The 16,056-nt window shown below is 67.7% G+C and carries 11 protein-coding genes; 8 read left to right on the forward strand and 3 right to left on the reverse strand.

Annotated features, from left to right (window positions below; translation table 11 throughout):
• The first annotated feature begins 56 nt into the window (after positions 1-56).
• Positions 57-479: a PaaI family thioesterase gene (locus tag KYC_RS10305; RefSeq protein WP_043518081.1), complete on the forward strand. Its 423-nt coding sequence runs from the start codon at positions 57-59 to the stop codon at positions 477-479.
• An 18-nt stretch (positions 480-497) separates the two neighbouring features.
• Here the strand turns inward: KYC_RS10305 and KYC_RS10310 are convergent, their stop codons facing one another.
• Positions 498-956: a BPTD_2524 family lipoprotein gene (locus tag KYC_RS10310; RefSeq protein WP_008161695.1), complete on the reverse strand. Its 459-nt coding sequence runs from the start codon at positions 954-956 to the stop codon at positions 498-500.
• A 203-nt stretch (positions 957-1,159) separates the two neighbouring features.
• Between KYC_RS10310 and KYC_RS10315 the strand changes: the two genes are divergently transcribed.
• Positions 1,160-3,076 (forward strand): S9 family peptidase, encoded by a 1,917-nt coding sequence (locus KYC_RS10315; RefSeq protein ID WP_008161699.1) that lies wholly within the window; start codon positions 1,160-1,162, stop codon positions 3,074-3,076.
• On the opposite strand, the gene KYC_RS10320 is transcribed toward KYC_RS10315, so the two are convergent.
• Positions 3,066-4,292, reverse strand: a complete 1,227-nt coding sequence (locus KYC_RS10320) for a GGDEF domain-containing protein (protein WP_043518055.1) — start codon at positions 4,290-4,292, stop codon at positions 3,066-3,068. The genes KYC_RS10315 and KYC_RS10320 overlap by 11 nt on opposite strands.
• Positions 4,293-4,841: 549 nt before the next feature.
• Between KYC_RS10320 and pgaA the strand changes: the two genes are divergently transcribed.
• Genes pgaA through pgaD form a run of 4 tightly spaced genes read left to right on the forward strand, consistent with a single transcriptional unit; the run spans position 4,842 to position 11,143 of the window.
• Entirely contained in the window at positions 4,842-7,313 is a 2,472-nt protein-coding gene (gene pgaA, locus KYC_RS10325; RefSeq protein ID WP_100148282.1) for a poly-beta-1,6 N-acetyl-D-glucosamine export porin PgaA, read from the forward strand.
• 19 nt (positions 7,314-7,332) lie between these two features.
• Positions 7,333-9,366: a poly-beta-1,6-N-acetyl-D-glucosamine N-deacetylase PgaB gene (gene pgaB, locus KYC_RS10330; RefSeq protein ID WP_008161704.1), complete on the forward strand. Its 2,034-nt coding sequence runs from the start codon at positions 7,333-7,335 to the stop codon at positions 9,364-9,366.
• Complete coding sequence (gene pgaC, locus KYC_RS10335; RefSeq protein ID WP_008161706.1) at positions 9,363-10,700, forward strand: poly-beta-1,6-N-acetyl-D-glucosamine synthase; 1,338 nt, start codon at positions 9,363-9,365, stop codon at positions 10,698-10,700. Before pgaB ends, pgaC begins: the two co-directional genes overlap by 4 nt.
• Complete coding sequence (pgaD, locus tag KYC_RS10340; protein WP_008161708.1) at positions 10,697-11,143, forward strand: poly-beta-1,6-N-acetyl-D-glucosamine biosynthesis protein PgaD; 447 nt, start codon at positions 10,697-10,699, stop codon at positions 11,141-11,143. The genes pgaC and pgaD overlap by 4 nt, the downstream gene beginning before the upstream one ends.
• Positions 11,144-11,150: 7 nt before the next feature.
• Here pgaD and KYC_RS10345 read toward each other — a convergent pair whose 3' ends face one another.
• On the reverse strand, positions 11,151-12,401 hold the full coding sequence (locus KYC_RS10345) for an MFS transporter (RefSeq protein WP_008161710.1): 1,251 nt from the start codon (positions 12,399-12,401) through the stop codon (positions 11,151-11,153).
• A gap of 163 nt (positions 12,402-12,564) precedes the next feature.
• Between KYC_RS10345 and KYC_RS10350 the strand changes: the two genes are divergently transcribed.
• Positions 12,565-13,398, forward strand: coding sequence for an AraC family transcriptional regulator (locus KYC_RS10350; RefSeq protein ID WP_043518083.1), 834 nt, complete (start codon positions 12,565-12,567; stop codon positions 13,396-13,398).
• 237 nt (positions 13,399-13,635) lie between these two features.
• On the forward strand, positions 13,636-16,056 hold a 2,421-nt coding region (locus tag KYC_RS10355), incomplete at its 3' end, for a penicillin-binding protein 1A (protein WP_008161715.1).

Genomic DNA, 16,056 nt, shown 5'->3' on the forward strand with positions numbered 1-16,056 from the left:
AAACATATATTATGACCGGCAACAACCCGCTACCCATTCCCGCCCACAACGGTTCCATGACTGCACCCGCATCCCACACGACCGACTACTTCGGCCTGACCATTCCCTTCATGCACTTCATCGGCCTGGTGCCCGAGAGCATCGCGCCGGCCTACGCGCGCACCACGCTGCCCTGGCGCCAGGACCTGACCAACAGCCGCGGCGACGTGCATGGCGGCACGCTGATGAGCGTCCTGGATTTCACCCTGAGCGCCGCAGCCCGCGGGTCGGCGGACGCCACCGAGGGCATGGCCACCATCGACATGAACACCACGTTCCTGTCGCCCGGCACGGGCGATTTGGTCATCGAGGCCCGCTGCCTGCGCCGTGGCGCTTCCATCGCCTTCTGTGAAGGCGATATTCGGCGCGCCGATGGCGAACTGGTGGCCCGCGCCACCGCCACCTTCAAGATCATCCGCCGCCGTCCGGGCGGCGACTGACCCCGCAAGGGCCGGACATCAATCCGGCAGGTCGCGCTTCGGCTTGACCTTCGGGCGCGGATCCAGCGGCATGTACGCGCTGCACGACACCAGGCCATAGTAGATGGCGTTCTGCATGGCCTGCATCGCCGCGCCGTCCCAGGTGCTCTTGCCCCACATCACGATGCGCACGTCGGTCGTCTTGGGGCCGGTCGCCTTCAGGTCGACGCGCGACATTTCATTGTCCGAAAACGGCGCCAGCACCCGCACGACGCCGGATTGCGTGCTTTCGTTCAGGTCGGGCACGACACGATAGGCATTGTCGGTGCCGCGCAGGCACCCGTTGGACTGCCGGATCGCCGCATCGAAGGCGTCCTTGAAGGCCACGGGCACATCCTTGAATTCGCTGTGCGGCGACGAACCGTCCTGCGAGATGCCTATCGAGCAGCCCGCCAGGCCAAGCGCCAGCGCCGATGCCGCGACCAGATTCCTGTACATGTAAATCTCCAGATGAATAGCCGCGATTATCCCGCAAACGGCCGGACTGCATAAGCGGGACCGGTTCGACACCGTCCGCGCGGCTATGGCATTATCGGCGAGCCGCCGGCACATGCGCCGGACAGCCCGCCCCGACTGGCGGGCCGCCGCCATCGTCCCGAGCGCGCCCATCGCAACGCGGATCGACATCACGGAGGTTTCCCTTGTTCTCATTCCTGCGCACCGTCCTGGCTGCCGGCATCGTCGGCGCCTCCCTGGGTGCCTGCGCCACGCAGCCGCCTCCCCGCGCCTATCCCCTGAAAGACTTCTTCCGCAATCCCGAGCGCGGCTACTTCCGCCTGTCGGACGACGGCCAGACGCTGGCCTTCATGCAGCCCACCAGCGTGGACGGCAACCCCGCGCGCATGAACATCTACGTGCAGCCCCTGCAGGGCAGCCAGCTGGTGGGCGAACCCCGCCAGCTGACCAGCGAAACCGCGCGCGACATCAGCAACTACTTCTGGAAGGGCGCCGACGTGGTGCTGTACCAGAAGGACTTCGGCGGCGACGAGAACTTCCACGTGCTGGCCGTCAACGCCAAAACGGGCAAGATCACAGACCTGACGCCCTATGAAGGCGTGCGCGCGGGCATCGAGGACGACCTCGAAGACGACCCCGACCACGTCCTGATCAGCCACAACCAGCGCGACCCCGAAGTTTTCGACGTCTACCGCGTCAACGTCCACACCGGCGCGGCCGTGCTGGTGGCGCAGAATCCGGGCAACATCGTGGGCTGGCAGACCGACCACGCGGGCAAGGTGCGCGCCGCCGTCGCCAGCGACGGGCTGAACACCACCCTGCTCTACCGCGACGATGAAGCCTCCGAGTTCCGGCCCCTCATCACCACCGACTACCGCACCAGCGTCAGCCCGGCGTTCTTCACCTTCGACGACAAGAAGTTCTACGCCCTGAGCAACCGGGGCCGCGACAAGCTGTCGCTGGTGGTCATCGACCCCGCCAATCCCGACGCCGAAGAAGTCATCTTCACGCCCAACCTGGTCGACCTGGACGGCGCGGCGTTCTCGCGCAAGCGCCGCGTGCTGACGCTGGCGTCCTACCAGACCGACAAGCCGCAATACAAATTCTTCGACGCCGAAACCGAGGCGCTGAACAAGACCCTGACGGCCCGCCTGGCCGGCTACGACTTCGTCATCCAGGGCGCGAACCGCGACGAAAACAAGTTCATCGTGGCCGCGTACAACGACCGCACGCCGGGTTCGCGCTACATCTACGACGCCACGGCGGACACGCTGACCAAGCTGGCCGATCTGAATCCGGCGATTCCCGAGGCCGATATGTCGCGGGTCCAGCCGATCAGCTACCAAAGCCGCGACGGCCGGACCATCCACGGCTACCTGACGCTGCCCGCCGGCCGTCCGCCCAAGAATCTCGCCTGCGTCGTAAACCCGCACGGCGGCCCCTGGGCACGCGACGGCTGGGGCTACAACCCCGAAGTTCAGTTCCTGGCCAACCGCGGCTTCTGCATGCTGCAGATGAACTTCCGGGGATCCACCGGCTATGGCCGCGACTTCTGGGAGGCCGGCTTCGGGCAATGGGGCCTGAAGATGCAGGACGACATCACGGACGGCGTGCAGTGGCTGGTGCAGCAGGGCATCGCCGATCCGAAGCGCGTCGGCATCTACGGCGCCAGCTACGGCGGCTACGCGACGCTGGCCGGGGTGGCGTTTACGCCGGACCTGTACGCGGCGGCGGTCGACTACGTGGGGGTGTCCAACCTGTTCACGTTCATGAAGTCCATCCCGCCGTACTGGAAGCCCATGCTGGACAAGATGCAGGACATGGTGGGCGACCCCGAACGCGACCGCGAACGCCTCGCCGCGACCTCGCCCGCGCTGCATGCGGACAAGATCAGGACGCCGCTGTTCGTGGCGCAGGGCGCCAAGGATCCCCGCGTCAACAAGGACGAGAGCGACCAGATGGTCGCGGCGCTCAAGGCCCGCGGCGTCGACGTGGAATACATGGTCAAGGACAACGAAGGCCACGGTTTCCACAACGACGAGAACAAGTTCGAGTTCTACGAGGCCATGGAAAAGTTCCTGACGGAACACCTCAAGCCGTAGTGCCCGCCGTTTCCTCCAGGGCAACCGGGGCGGCGGCGTGGCCGTCGCCCGGGCGCGCCGCGCCGCGTCCGCTCCGCGCCATCTCCACGCGGTCGCGCCCCAGCGCCTTGGCCTGGTACAGGGCCACGTCGGCGCGGGCCAGGATCACGTCGGCCGTATCGCCGGGCTGATACGAGGCCAGCCCGCCGCTGGTGGTCATGCGCACTTCCAGCCCCTGCAGATACAGGGGCGTGTCGCGCAAGGCGTCGCAGACTCGCTGCGCCTGCACCAGCGCCAGGGCCGGGTCGCAGTCGTACATCAGCAGCACGAACTCTTCGCCGCCCAGCCGGCCGAAACGGTCGCTGGCGCGCACCGCGTTCTGCACGACGCGCGAGAAGTGGCGCAGCGCGGTGTCTCCGGCCGCATGGCCATAGCGATCGTTGATCGACTTGAAATGGTCGATGTCCAGCACCAGCACGGCCAGCTTGCCGCCCGTGCGCTGGCAGCGCTGGAGCTCGTGCTCCAGCTCGTCCAGGATGCTGCGCCGCGAATACGCCTGAGTCAGGCTGTCGAAGGTCAGCGCGGCCTGCATTTTTTCGGCCTGCAGGGTCTGAATCAGAAGCAGCAGCGCCAGGAACAGCCCCGGCACCGTGACCGACCCGCAAACGATGAAGAACAGGCCCCAGCGCGACGGCTGCAGCAGGGAAACCGCCGGTTCCAGCCCGGTCCCGTAGACGACCACGCGCAGCGCATGCAGGCTTGCCAGGCCAAGCAGCGCCAGCATCAGGTAAAGCACCACGCCGTTCGTCTGGATGCGCTTGCGCTGCTGGAAGATGACCACCGCCGTCGCCGACATCATCAGGCAGGTATATGCGGAGAACACCACAAAGCGCCCCAGAAGGCTGTCATAGCGGTACAGCATCAGCGCGAGTGCAATCGAGCAAAGCGTACAGAGCACGGCGCTGCGCAGGACATGGGGACTCAGCTTGAAAAACTGCCGCACGCCGATGTAGACCAGCGCCGCCGCGCTGGCCCAGGCCGCGTTCGACACCATCACATAGGCGGCGGGTGGAACGATTTCGGCCGACGCGTAAGCCAGCAATGACAGCACGGCCAGCGCGTTCGCCGCCGTGAACGCGGGCGCGCCCTCCACCCCGCGAGCGTGGAACGGCAGCAGCAACGGCAGCGCAAGCGCTGTAGCCAGTCCCCATATGAGAAAAAACAAGGTAGTCGTCATGGTTTATGTCGGCCCGGGCCTTCTGGGCCCCGGCCTTCTTAAAGATTGCACTGGGTTCGCACTAGGAATCGCGTTACACGTAAGCATTTTTGATGCTTTTTGTTACCAGAACGACGAAAAGAACTCCCGGCGCGATCGCCCCTCCGGGCGCCGCGCGTCTGTTCGTCATGAACCTCTACTGCCCGCGCCAAGACGATTGCACGGCATGCGACGAAGAATACGCCAAGGCCGCTGCTACGTGATGACCCTTTGCAGTAATTGACAGTTAAATGCGGGAAAAACCCATAAAGTTCACCCCGTCGACGGCGCCGCCAGAGCGCCGCGATCACGCCCCACGGGCGTGGCGCGTACTAGCCATGCACTCCCGATAGCGCGAGTGCGAAGGTCCCCGCAGCGGGCGCCGCGCAGTCCCCAAAACCAAACGTCCAGTCCCGAGCCACGGGCGCCTTTTGCGCGCCCGCGGCCGCCGCCGGCCCCAACCGGCGACGCCCTCCTTTGCGGGAGGCGGGCTCATGGGCGCCCAGAATCGCAACTGCGGAAGTGCTACAGATGCCAAACCAAAGACCGAAGCGGCCTCGCGCCGCCGGATCGAGCCTGAACCTGATGGCGGCCTGCGCCGTGCTGGCCCCGGCGCTTGCCCTGGCCAAGCCGGCCGGCGACTACGACGCGCTGATCGAACGCGCCCGGGCCGGAGACTACGAACCCGCCCTGGCGATGCTGCGCCAGCAAGGCCCGGCGGCCGGCGAACGAGCCGTCCACGACCACATCGTCATCGCCGGCTGGGCCGGCAGGCCGGCCGAAGCCATCGCCGCCTATGAAACCCTGCCCGCTGGCGCCGCCCTGCCCGCGTCAGTCCAGTTGGCCGTGGCCCGGGCCTATCGCGACGCTCGGCGCTGGCCCGAGGCGCTGGACAGCTATCGCGCCGGCCTGCGCCGCCACCCGGCCCAATCCGCCTTCGCGGCCGGGGAAATCATGACGCTGGCCGACGCCGGCCAGTTCGCCGCGGCCACCCAGGCTGGCGAACGCTGGCTCAAGCGCCGCCCCCGCGACGCCGACTCGCGCCTCGCGCTCAGCTACGTGTATGCGCGCCAAGGCATGCCGTTCGAGGCGCTGCACCAGGCGGACCAGGCGCTGGACAGCGCCCCCGGCACGCCCTACGTCCTGCGCGAATACGTGTTTGCGCTGCAAGACGCCCGCATGGCCGACGTGGCGCTGGAACTGGCGCGCCGCCACGCCGGCCTGTTCGACGCCCGCCAGATGCGCGGCCTGGAAGCCGACGCGCTGGCCCAGCAGGCGCGGCTGGCGGCCATGCCCGCGCGCAGCGAGGCCGAGCGCATCGCCATCGCAGACCGGGCGCTGGCCGGGTACGACGCCGCGATCTCCGCCTGGAGCCCGTTGGGCGAAGAAGCCCGCGACGACGTGCTGCGCGCCCGCATCGACCGCCTGCATGCCCTGCATGCCCGGGTGCGCATGCAGGACCTGATCCAGGAATACGAGGCGCTGCTGGCGGAAGGCGTCCAGGTGCCGCGCTATGCGCTGAACGACGTGGCATCCGCCTACCTGTACCTGCGCCAGCCCGAGCGCGCCCGCGACCTCTACCGGCAGGTGGCCGCCGACGACGCGCTCCGCAACGACGATCCCGAACAGCGCCTGGCGACGCAAACCGGCCTGTACTACGCGCTGGCCGAAGGCGAACAGTACGACGAGACCGGCGCGATCACGGACGCGGTCGGGTCGGACTACGCGCCCTGGCTCTACTACAAGGGCCAGGCCACGCGCATGCCCAACGACCTGAACCTGGAAAGCAGCCAGACCGTAGCGGCCTCGCGCCTGCAGGCCGACGACACCGTCGACGCCCAGCAACGCCTGGAAGACATGGTTCGACGCGCCCCCAATAATTCCGGGCTGCGCGCCGATCTGGCCACCGTGTACCGAGCCCGGTCCCTGCCGCGCGCCTCGGAAATCGAACTGAAAATGGCCGAGACCCTGGCGCCGCGCGGCCTTGCCGTCGAGAACGGCCAAGGCTTCACGGCGCTAGACCTGCAGGAATGGCGCCAGGCCGAGGCGCTATCCGCGGACACGCTGGCCCGATCCCCCGAGAACCTGACCAGCCGCCGGCTGGCCCGCGAATGGCAAGTCCACCAGAAGGCCGAACTGGTGATCACCGGCTACCGGGGCCTGGCCAACGACAGCCCGGTCACCGGCAATGGCGACTTCGGCATCGACGCCGTGCTGTATTCCTCTCCCATCGACTACAACTGGCGCGTCTTCGGCGGCGGCGGCTATGCCGCCGGCGATTTCGAGGAAGGCCGCGGCAACTACCGCTGGCTGCGCACGGGCGCGCAATGGCGCGGCCGCGATCTGACCGTGGAAGGCGAAGTCTCCACCAACGACTACGGCCACGGCGTCAAGCCGGGCGTGCGCCTGTCTGCCGCCTACGACCTGGACGATCACTGGCAGGTGGGCGGCTCGGCGGCGGTCATGTCGCGCGACACGCCGCTGCGCGCGCTGACCAACGACATTTCGTCCAACGGACTGTCGATGTATGTGCGCTGGCGCGCCAATGAGCGGCGCGAATGGACGCTGTCGGCCGCGCCCTCCCACTTCAGCGACGGCAACAGCCGCTGGGAACTGGGCCTGAGCGGGCGCGAACGCGTCTACACCGCGCCGCACCTGAAAGCCGACCTGGAGCTGGGCCTGTCGACCCAGCGCAATACGCGGGACGGCGCGCCCTACTTCAACCCCAGCGCCGACTTCATGGCCCTGCCCGGCGTGCGCGTGACGCACACGCTTTACCGCCGCTACGAAACCGCGTGGGAACAGATCGGCACGCTGGGCGCAGGCGCCTACAGCCAGCGGGGCTACGGCACGGGCGGCGTGATCGCCCTGGGCTATGGCCAGCGCTACCGCGCCAACGACGTCCTGGACATGGGCGCGATGATCACCGGCACCAGCCGCCCCTACGACGGCGACCGCGAACGCGAACTGCGCATCGTGTTCGACCTTGCCTACCGCTTCTGACTCCGGCCCCGGAACCGACATGATGCTCAAACTCCCTATCCGGCTGGCCTTGGCGGGCCTGCTGCTGCTCCTGATCCTGCTGCTGACGGCCTGCGCCAAGGACATTCCCGTCTATACGCCCCCCGCCGAGCGCCCCGTCGCCGCGGCCGAAAAGCCCTGGGTGCAGGGGCAATTCCTGGCCCTGGCCTATCACGACGTCGAGGATGACGACCCCGACCAGGCGTTCCTCAGCGTGCGCACCGACAGGCTGGCCGAACAGTTGGCCTGGCTGCGCGCCAACGGCTATCAGGCCGTATCCGTCGACCAGATCCTGGCCGCGCGCCAGGGCGGAGAACCGTTGCCCGACCGCGCCGTGCTGCTGTCGTTCGACGACGGCTACCGCAGCTTCCACACCCGGGTGCTGCCCATCCTGAAAGCCTACGGCTGGCCCGCGCTGCTGGCTCCCGTGGGCGTATGGATGGACACCCCGGCCGACCGGCCCGTGGACTTCGGCGGCAGCCCCGAAGCGCGCAACCGCTTCCTGAACTGGGACGAGATCCGCGAACTCTCTCGTTCCGGCCTGGTGGAGATCGCGGCGCATACCGACGCCTCGCACTACGGCGCGCTGGCCAATCCCCAGGGCAACACCGAACCCGCGGCCGCCATCCGCGCCTACGACGCGCGGACCCGCCAGTACGAAACCGAAGCGCAATTCAACGCCCGCATGGGGCGCGACGTCGCGGCCATCACGGAGAAGATCCGCGCAGCCACCGGCAAGAAGCCGCGCGTGTGGGTCTGGCCGTATGGCGCGGAAGGCGGCTCCACGCTGCGCATCACCGCCGAGAACGGCTACCAGCTTGCCCTGACGCTGGAAGACGGCCCCGGCCGCCTGGGCCGTCTGATGTCGACGCCGCGCATGCTGCTGGCCAGCGATCCGGCGCTCAAGTCCTTTGCCAACAGCGTGGTCGGCATGGAGGCCGAACCCTTCATGCGCGTGGCGCACATCGACCTGGACTATGTGTACGACCCGGACCCGGAGCAGACCGACCGCAACCTGGGGATCCTGGTGCAGCGCATTCTGGACATGCAGATCAACACAGTCTTTCTGCAGGCCTACGCGGACCCCGAAGGCGACGGCCTGGTGAAGTCGGTGTACTTCCCCAACCGCTGGCTGCCGATGCGCGCGGACCTGTTCAACCGCGCCGCCTGGCAGTTGCACAACCGCGCCAACGTGATGGTCTACGCCTGGATGCCCGTGCTGGCCTTCGACCTGGACCCGTCCCTGCCGCGCGTCGCGCGCTGGGATCCGGAAAGCGGGCTGGCGGCCCCGGACCCGGACCAGTACCGCCGCCTGTCGCCCTTCGACCCCACGGCGCGCGCGCGCATCGGCGACCTGTACGAGGACTTGGCCCGCTACGCAATCTTCGACGGCATCCTGTTCCATGACGACGCCCTGCTGTCGGACTTTGAAGACGCCAGTCCCGGCGCGCTTGCCGCCTACCGCGCGGCGGGGTTGCCCGGCAACATCGCCGAGCTGCGCGCGGACCCGGACACGATGCGGCGCTGGACCCGCTACAAGAGCCGCGTCCTGGTCGACTTCACCGCCGATCTGACCGAACGCGTGCGCGCCGTGCGCGGCCCGCAGATCAAGACGGCCCGCAACATCTACGCCCAGCCGATCCTGAATCCGGACAGCGAGACCTGGTTCGCGCAGAACCTGGACGACTTCCTGGGCGCCTACGACTGGACCGCGCCCATGGCCATGCCGCTGATGGAGAACGTGCCGCGAGGCAAGGAAAACGCCTGGCTGGACGCGATGGTCGACACCATCGCCCGCCGCCCCGGCGCCTTGTCCAGGACCGTTTTCGAACTGCAGAGCCGCGACTGGCGCACCAGCCCGGACAAGCCCGGCGCCACCCCCGTGGACACGGAAGTCCTGGCCGGCTGGATGAAGCGCCTGCAGTTGCGCGGCGCCCGCAGTTACGGCTACTACCCCGACGACTTCTCGCAAGACCAGCCCCGGCTGCAAGGCATCCGGCCCGCCATCTCCGAAGCGTGGTATCCCCTCCAATGACTGATCGACTGATTGCCCTGCTGATTCTCTGCGCGGTGCTCGGCGCGCCGTTCGGCTTCACCCTGATGCTGACCGGCGAAGCGCTGCTGGGCTTCGTGTTCTTCTACCCCCTGTTCATGTCCGGCATGTGGATGGCGGGCGGCATCTACTTCTGGTGGCATTGGGAGCGGCGCTGGCCCTGGGGCGCCGAACGGCGTCCGCCCGAACTCGCGGGCTCGCCGCTGGTGTCTATTCTGGTGCCCTGCTTCAATGAAGCGGACAACGGCGAGGAAACGCTGCTGGCCGCGCTGGGCCAGAACTATCCGCACATCGAGGTCATCGCCATCAACGACGGATCGACCGACGGCACCGGCCCGATGCTGGACCGCCTGGCCGCAGAGCATCCGCGCCTGCGCGTGGTGCACCTGGCCAGAAACCAGGGCAAGGCCATGGCGCTGCGCATGGGCGCCCTGGCGGCGCGCAGCGAGTACCTGGTCTGCATCGACGGCGACGCGATGCTCGATCCCGATGCCGCCGCCTACCTGGTCGCCCCGCTGATCGACAATCCGCGCGTGGGCGCCGTCACGGGCAACCCGCGCATCCGCACCCGCTCCACGCTGATCGGCCGCATCCAGGTGGGCGAGTTCTCGTCGATCATCGGGCTCATCAAGCGCACCCAGCGCGTATACGGCCAGGTCTTCACGGTGTCGGGCGTGGTCGCCGCGTTCCGCCGCGCGGCCCTGGACCGCGCGGGCTACTGGAGCCTGGACATGATCACCGAGGACATCGACATCAGCTGGAAGCTGCAGCGCGATCACTGGTCCATCTTCTACGAGCCGCGCGGGCTGTGCTGGATCCTGATGCCCGAAACCCTGAAGGGTCTGTGGAAGCAGCGGCTGCGCTGGGCCCAGGGCGGCGCAGAAGTATTCCTGAAGAACCTGCGTTCGATCTGGGTCTGGCGCCATCGCCGCCTGTGGCCCCTGATGGCGGAGTTCTGCCTGTCCACCGCCTGGGCCTTCGCGTTCGGCGTGTCCGTGCTGCTGTGGCTCATCAGCCAGGTCGTCACGCTGCCCAACAACATGCAGATCGCCAGCCTGATGCCGCCGGCCTTCACCGGCATGATGCTGGCGGTCGTGTGCCTGCTGCAATTCGCAGTCAGCATCCTGATCGACCGCCGCTACGAGCCTGGGCTTGCGCGCTCGCTCTACTGGGTCATCTGGTATCCGCTGGCCTACTGGATGGTGAGCCTGTTCACCACGCTGGTCAGTTTCCCCAAAGTCATGCTGCGCAAGCAGGCCGAGCGCGCGCGCTGGACCAGCCCCGACCGCGGCATCAAATCTCCGGACGCATCATGATCATCACCACGCAACGCTCCCGCGCGGGCTACCTGCTCGACCTCGCGCTCACCGCCATCGGCTGGTTCGCCTTTGTCTACCTGTTCGGCGCCGGCATCCTGGCGATCCTGCGCGGGGCCGCGGGCGGCCCCGACGCGCCGCTTCTGCCCGTCTTCCTGCCCACCGTGCATACGCTGTGGAGCTATGTGCTGCTGGCGGCCGCCAACGCCGCGGCGCTGGTGGCCTGGGCGGTCTACAACCACCGCCGCTTCGGCGGCAAGGACCGCCGCAAGCCGATCCGGCCGCTCTCCGACCAGCGCCTGGCCAAGAGCTTTGACGTAGACGCTGACCAACTGGCGCAACTGCGGGGCGCGCGCATCGCCGTCATCCACCATGGCGACGCGGGCGACATCGACGGCATCGAGCACCGCTTGCCGCGTCTGCAGGCGCTGCGCGCGGGCTAGCGGGCGCTCAGGCCTTCGCCCTGCCCATCCGGGGCAGCAGAATGGCCACCACGCCCAGCAGCGGCAGATAGGCGCAGACCTGGTAGACATAGCCGATGCTGGTGGCGTCGGCCAGCCTGCCCAGCGCCGCCGCGCCCAGGCCGCCCATGCCGAAGGCGAATCCGAAGAACAGTCCCGCGATCATGCCCACCTTGCCCGGCACCAGCTCCTGCGCATAAACCACGATGGCCGAAAACGCCGACGCCAGCACCACGCCGATGATCACCACCAGCACGCCGGTCCAGAACAGGTTGGCGTGCGGCAGCATCAGCGTGAACGGCGCCACGCCCAGGATTGACACCCAGATCACGATCTTGCGGCCGATCCGGTCGCCCACCGGCCCGCCCACCACCGTGCCCACGGCCACGGCGGCCAGGAACAGGAACAGATAGAGCTGCGCTTCGCGCACCGACAGCGCGAACTTGTCGATCAGGTAGAACGTGAAATAGCTGTTCAGGCTGGCCAGGTAGAAGTACTTGGAGAACACCAGCACCCCCAGCACGCCCATGGCGCCCAGCACTTGATTGCGCGACAGCCCGTTGCCCGCGCCCTCGCGCCGCGCGCGCGGCTTGAGCAGGACGCGGTTGGCGCTGTACCAGCGCCCGATCCACACCAGCACCACAATGCCGAACATCGCCGCCAGCGAAAACCACGCGACGCTGCCCTGTCCGTGCGGAATGATGAACAGCGCCGCCAGCAGCGGCCCCAGCGCCGACCCCACGTTGCCGCCCACCTGGAACAGCGACTGCGCCAGCCCGTGCCGCCCGCCCGAGGCCATGCGCGCCACGCGCGAGGATTCGGGGTGGAACACCGACGACCCCGTGCCCACCAGGATGGCCGCCACCAGCAGCCAGCCGAACGACGGCGCCACCGACAGCATCAACAGGCCGACCAGCGTGAACCCCATGCCCACGGGCAGCGAATACGGCTTGGGATGGCGGTCGGTGTAGAAGCCGATAAAGGGTTGCAGCAGCGACGCGGCCAGCTGATAGACCAGCGTGATCAGCCCGATCTGCGTGAACGTCAGACTGAACGAATCCTTCAGCATGGGATAGATGGCCAACAGGATCGACTGGATCATGTCGTTCATCAGGTGCGCCACGCTGATCGCGCCCAACACCTTGAAGGCCGTGGACGGATCGGACGCCGCGGCGGAAGGCGCGGCGGTAGAGGCTGGAGCGCCGGGCATGCCGGCGGCGGGATTCTGGGCGGAATTCATGGGTCGCACACATAAAGGATGGGCCTGCCGGACAAACGCCGGAACCAGGGGACAGTGTAGGAATCCGCCATGGGAACCATCTGCCAATTTTCGTCGCTAAAGTGACAAAATAGGCTGATCTCGCTTTATGCGCCGCGTCATCCTTTCGTCGGAAGTGACACCCATGCCCGCCCGCCCCGCCCCTGCGCCCGATCCGTCCCGCAGTATCGACGCCCAGGACTACCAGCACCGCCCCCGCGTGGTCACCGCCATGGCCAAGGAATTCCCGGCCGGCGCGCAGACCGGCGCCCATTCCCATCCCCGCGCCCAGCTCATCTACGCGGTCGAAGGCGTGATGCGCGTCACCACGCCCAGCGGATTCTGGGCCCTGCCGCCGCTGCGCGCGCTGTGGGTGCCGGCGGGCGTGCCGCATGGCGTGGACATGGTGGGCGCCGTGTCCATGCGCTCGCTCTATATCCAGGCCGACGCCGCCCAAGGCTACTGGCCGCAATGCCAGGTGATCGAGGTCAGCGGGCTGCTGCGCGAACTGATCCTGGCCCTGACCGCAGAGCCCATCGACTATCCGCTGGGCGGGCGGGTTGAACAGATCGCCGCGCTGATCCTGGCCGAACTGGCCGCGGCCCGCGTCGTGCCCATCCAGATCCCCTGGCCGCGCGACCGCCGCCTGCAGACCATTTGCGCCGCAATCCTGGACCAGCCCGGTATGCAGCGCGGCATCGAGGACTGGGGCAGCGAAGTCGGCGCCAGCGCGCGCACGCTCATCCGCCTGTTCCAGGCGGAACTCGGACTTAATTACCGCCAATGGGTGCAGCAGGTGCGGTTGGCAGACGCGGTGTGCAGGCTGTCGCTGGGCGTGCCTGTGGCGCGGATCGCGTCCGACCTGGGCTACCGCAGCGCCAGCGCGTTCTCGGCCATGTTCCACCGCGCGCTGGGCGCCCCGCCCCAGCGCTATCTGCAATCCGTCCCTGAATCGCCTTCCCTGCTGAATACAAGCTGAAAACCCGGCCTTTTCCTGCAACGGGCCTTGCTGTTTGTGACTGCGCACAATACAGTTCAGGCTTCGCATCGGGCGCAAGCGCCCGCTGGCGGCGCACAGGCGCCGCATTCGCGCCCCCCGCGGGCCGTCCCCTTATTTCACCGGCAGATTGCCCCGTCCCCCTGTCCGCAGATTTGGTTACTGAAACCTTATTGCGCGATGGTCGGTCTATAGCGTTCTGCCCTAGAATCGCCTGCAATGAGCACCCCTCAGCAATCTTCCGCCACCCCGGGCGGCAAATCGGGCCTTCCCTGGAAACGACTCCTGGTCAAAGCGGGCATTGCCGCGGCCGGCGCAGCCGTGTGCGGCGCAGTCCTGTTCGGATTGGCGCTGGCCCTGGCATGGCCCAGCCTGCCCGACCTGCACGCCATGACCGATTACCGGCCGCGCGTGCCGCTGCGCATCTACACCGCGGACAAGGTGCTGATCGGCGAATACGGCGAAGAACACCGCAACGTGCTGCGTTTCGACGAAATCCCGCCCGTAATGCGGCAGGCCGTGCTGGCGGCCGAGGACGACCGTTTCTACAGCCACGGCGGCGTCGACTGGATGGGTGTGGCGCGCGCGGTGCTGACCAACATCGTCAAGGGCTCCAAGACGCAGGGCGGCAGCACGATCACGATGCAGGTCGCGCGCAACTTCTACCTGTCGTCCGAAAAGACCTATTCGCGCAAGTTCTATGAACTGCTGCTGACCTTCAAGATCGAATCCGAGCTCACCAAGGACCAGATCCTTGAGCTCTACATGAACCAGATCTACCTGGGCCACCGCGCCTACGGCTTCGCGGCCGCGTCGCGCACGTATTTCGGCAAGCCGCTGGCCGAAGTCAGCCCGGCCGAAGCTGCGATGCTGGCGGGCATCCCCAAGGCCCCGTCGCGCTTCAACCCCATCACCAATTTCCCGCGCGCGGAAATCCGCCAGCATTACGTGCTGGGCCGCATGAAGACGCTGGGCTACCTGACGCCCGAGCAGGCGGACGAAGCCCTGAAGGAACGCCTGACGGTGCGCGGCGCGGACGGCGCCAGCACGCGCGGCTTCGCGGTGCATGGCGACTACCCGGCCGAACTGGCCCGGCAACTGATGTACGGCGTGTTCCAGGAAGACACCTATTCCAAGGGCATCGACGTCTACACCACCATCGACTCCAAGGCGCAGGAAGCCGCCTACCGCGCGGTGCGCGACGGCGTCCTGGATTACACCCGCCGCGCGGTGTACCCCGGGCCGGAAGACCAGGTCGACCTGCCCGACGGCATTGAAAAGGACGCGCAGGCCCTGGACGAGATCCTGGACGGCGTGCAGGAAAAGACGCCCGACAGCGAAGACCTGCTTGCCGCGGTGGTGCTGGCCGCCAGCCCCACTGAAGTCACGGTCGCGCGCAGCGCGCGCGACGTCATCACCATCTCGGACAAGAAGGCGCTGGCCGTCGTCGCGCGGGCGCTGAACCCCAAGGCCGCCGACGGCAAGCGCATCCGCCGCGGCTCCGTGGTCTACATCCACAAGACCGGCGACAACTGGGAAATCATCAACATGCCCGCGCTGCAGGCGGCGCTGGTGTCGATGGCCCCGCAGGACGGCGCCATCCGCGCCATGATCGGCGGCTTCGACTACAACCGCGGCACCTTCAACCGGGTCACGCAGGCCTGGCGCCAGCCCGGCTCGAACATCAAGCCCTTCGTGTACGCGGCGGCGCTGGAGCGCGGCCTGACGCCCGCCACGCAGATCTCGGACCAGCCCTTCATGCTGTCTGCCGAGCAGACCGGCTCCAAGGCCTGGCAGCCCAAGAACGACGGCAACCAGTACGAACCCATGCTGACCCTGCGCCAGGGCCTGTACCGGTCCAAGAACATGGTGTCGATCCGCATCCTGCAAGCCATCAGCCCGCAGTACGCGCAGGACTACCTCACCCGCTTCGGCTTCGACAAATCCCGCTGGCCGGCCGTCCTGCCGCTGGCGCTGGGCGCTGGCGGGGCCACGCCCCTGCAGGTCGTCAACGGCTACAGCGTGTTCGCGAACGGCGGTTACCGCGTCACCCCCTACCTGGTCGACCACGTCACCGACCGCGCCGGCAAGGTCCTGATGCAGGCCCAGCCCGTTGTGGCTGGCGACGCCGCCGCGCGCGCCATCGACCCGCGCACCGCCTGGGTCATGGACGACATCCTGCGCGGCGTCACCGTCAACGGCACCGCCGCCCGCGCGCACCAGGTGCTCAAGCGCAATGACGTCGGCGGCAAGACCGGCACCACCAACGACGCCGTTGACGTGTGGTTCTCGGGCTTTTCGGGCAACTTGGCCACCACGGTCTGGATGGGCTTTGATCAGCCCAAGTCGCTGGGCACCAACGAATTCGGCAGCGGTCTCGCGCTCAGCACCTGGCTGGATTACATGCAGCCGGTCCTGAAGGGCGTCCCCGAAACCAAGCCCGCCGCGCGTCCCGACGGCCTGCTGGTGGACAACGGCGAATACTACTTCTCCGAATTCCCGCCGGGCCAGGCGGTGGCCTCGCTGGACCTGTCGTCCGGCGACGCCCTGACCGACTTCCTGAACAACAACCGCTCCACCGACGGCGTCGACACGTCGGTCAAGCCCTTGCCGCCGGGCGGCGCCGCCGTCCCGCCGGAC

Source organism: Achromobacter arsenitoxydans SY8 (assembly GCF_000236785.1).
Classification (GTDB): Bacteria; Pseudomonadota; Gammaproteobacteria; order Burkholderiales; family Burkholderiaceae_B; genus Achromobacter; species Achromobacter arsenitoxydans.

What these genes read in the sequence shown, in the direction of transcription:
- KYC_RS10350 (WP_043518083.1), top strand. Translation starts at nt 12,565, where the DNA reads ATGCCCGCCCGCCCCGCCCCTGCGCCCGATCCGTCCCGCAGTATCGAC.
- KYC_RS10310 (WP_008161695.1), bottom strand. Translation starts at nt 956, where the DNA reads ATGTACAGGAATCTGGTCGCGGCATCGGCGCTGGCGCTTGGCCTGGCG.
- KYC_RS10305 (WP_043518081.1), top strand. Translation starts at nt 57, where the DNA reads ATGACTGCACCCGCATCCCACACGACCGACTACTTCGGCCTGACCATT.
- pgaA (WP_100148282.1), top strand. Translation starts at nt 4,842, where the DNA reads ATGCCAAACCAAAGACCGAAGCGGCCTCGCGCCGCCGGATCGAGCCTG.
- KYC_RS10320 (WP_043518055.1), bottom strand. Translation starts at nt 4,292, where the DNA reads ATGACGACTACCTTGTTTTTTCTCATATGGGGACTGGCTACAGCGCTT.
- pgaB (WP_008161704.1), top strand. Translation starts at nt 7,333, where the DNA reads ATGATGCTCAAACTCCCTATCCGGCTGGCCTTGGCGGGCCTGCTGCTG.
- pgaD (WP_008161708.1), top strand. Translation starts at nt 10,697, where the DNA reads ATGATCATCACCACGCAACGCTCCCGCGCGGGCTACCTGCTCGACCTC.
- pgaC (WP_008161706.1), top strand. Translation starts at nt 9,363, where the DNA reads ATGACTGATCGACTGATTGCCCTGCTGATTCTCTGCGCGGTGCTCGGC.
- KYC_RS10345 (WP_008161710.1), bottom strand. Translation starts at nt 12,401, where the DNA reads ATGAATTCCGCCCAGAATCCCGCCGCCGGCATGCCCGGCGCTCCAGCC.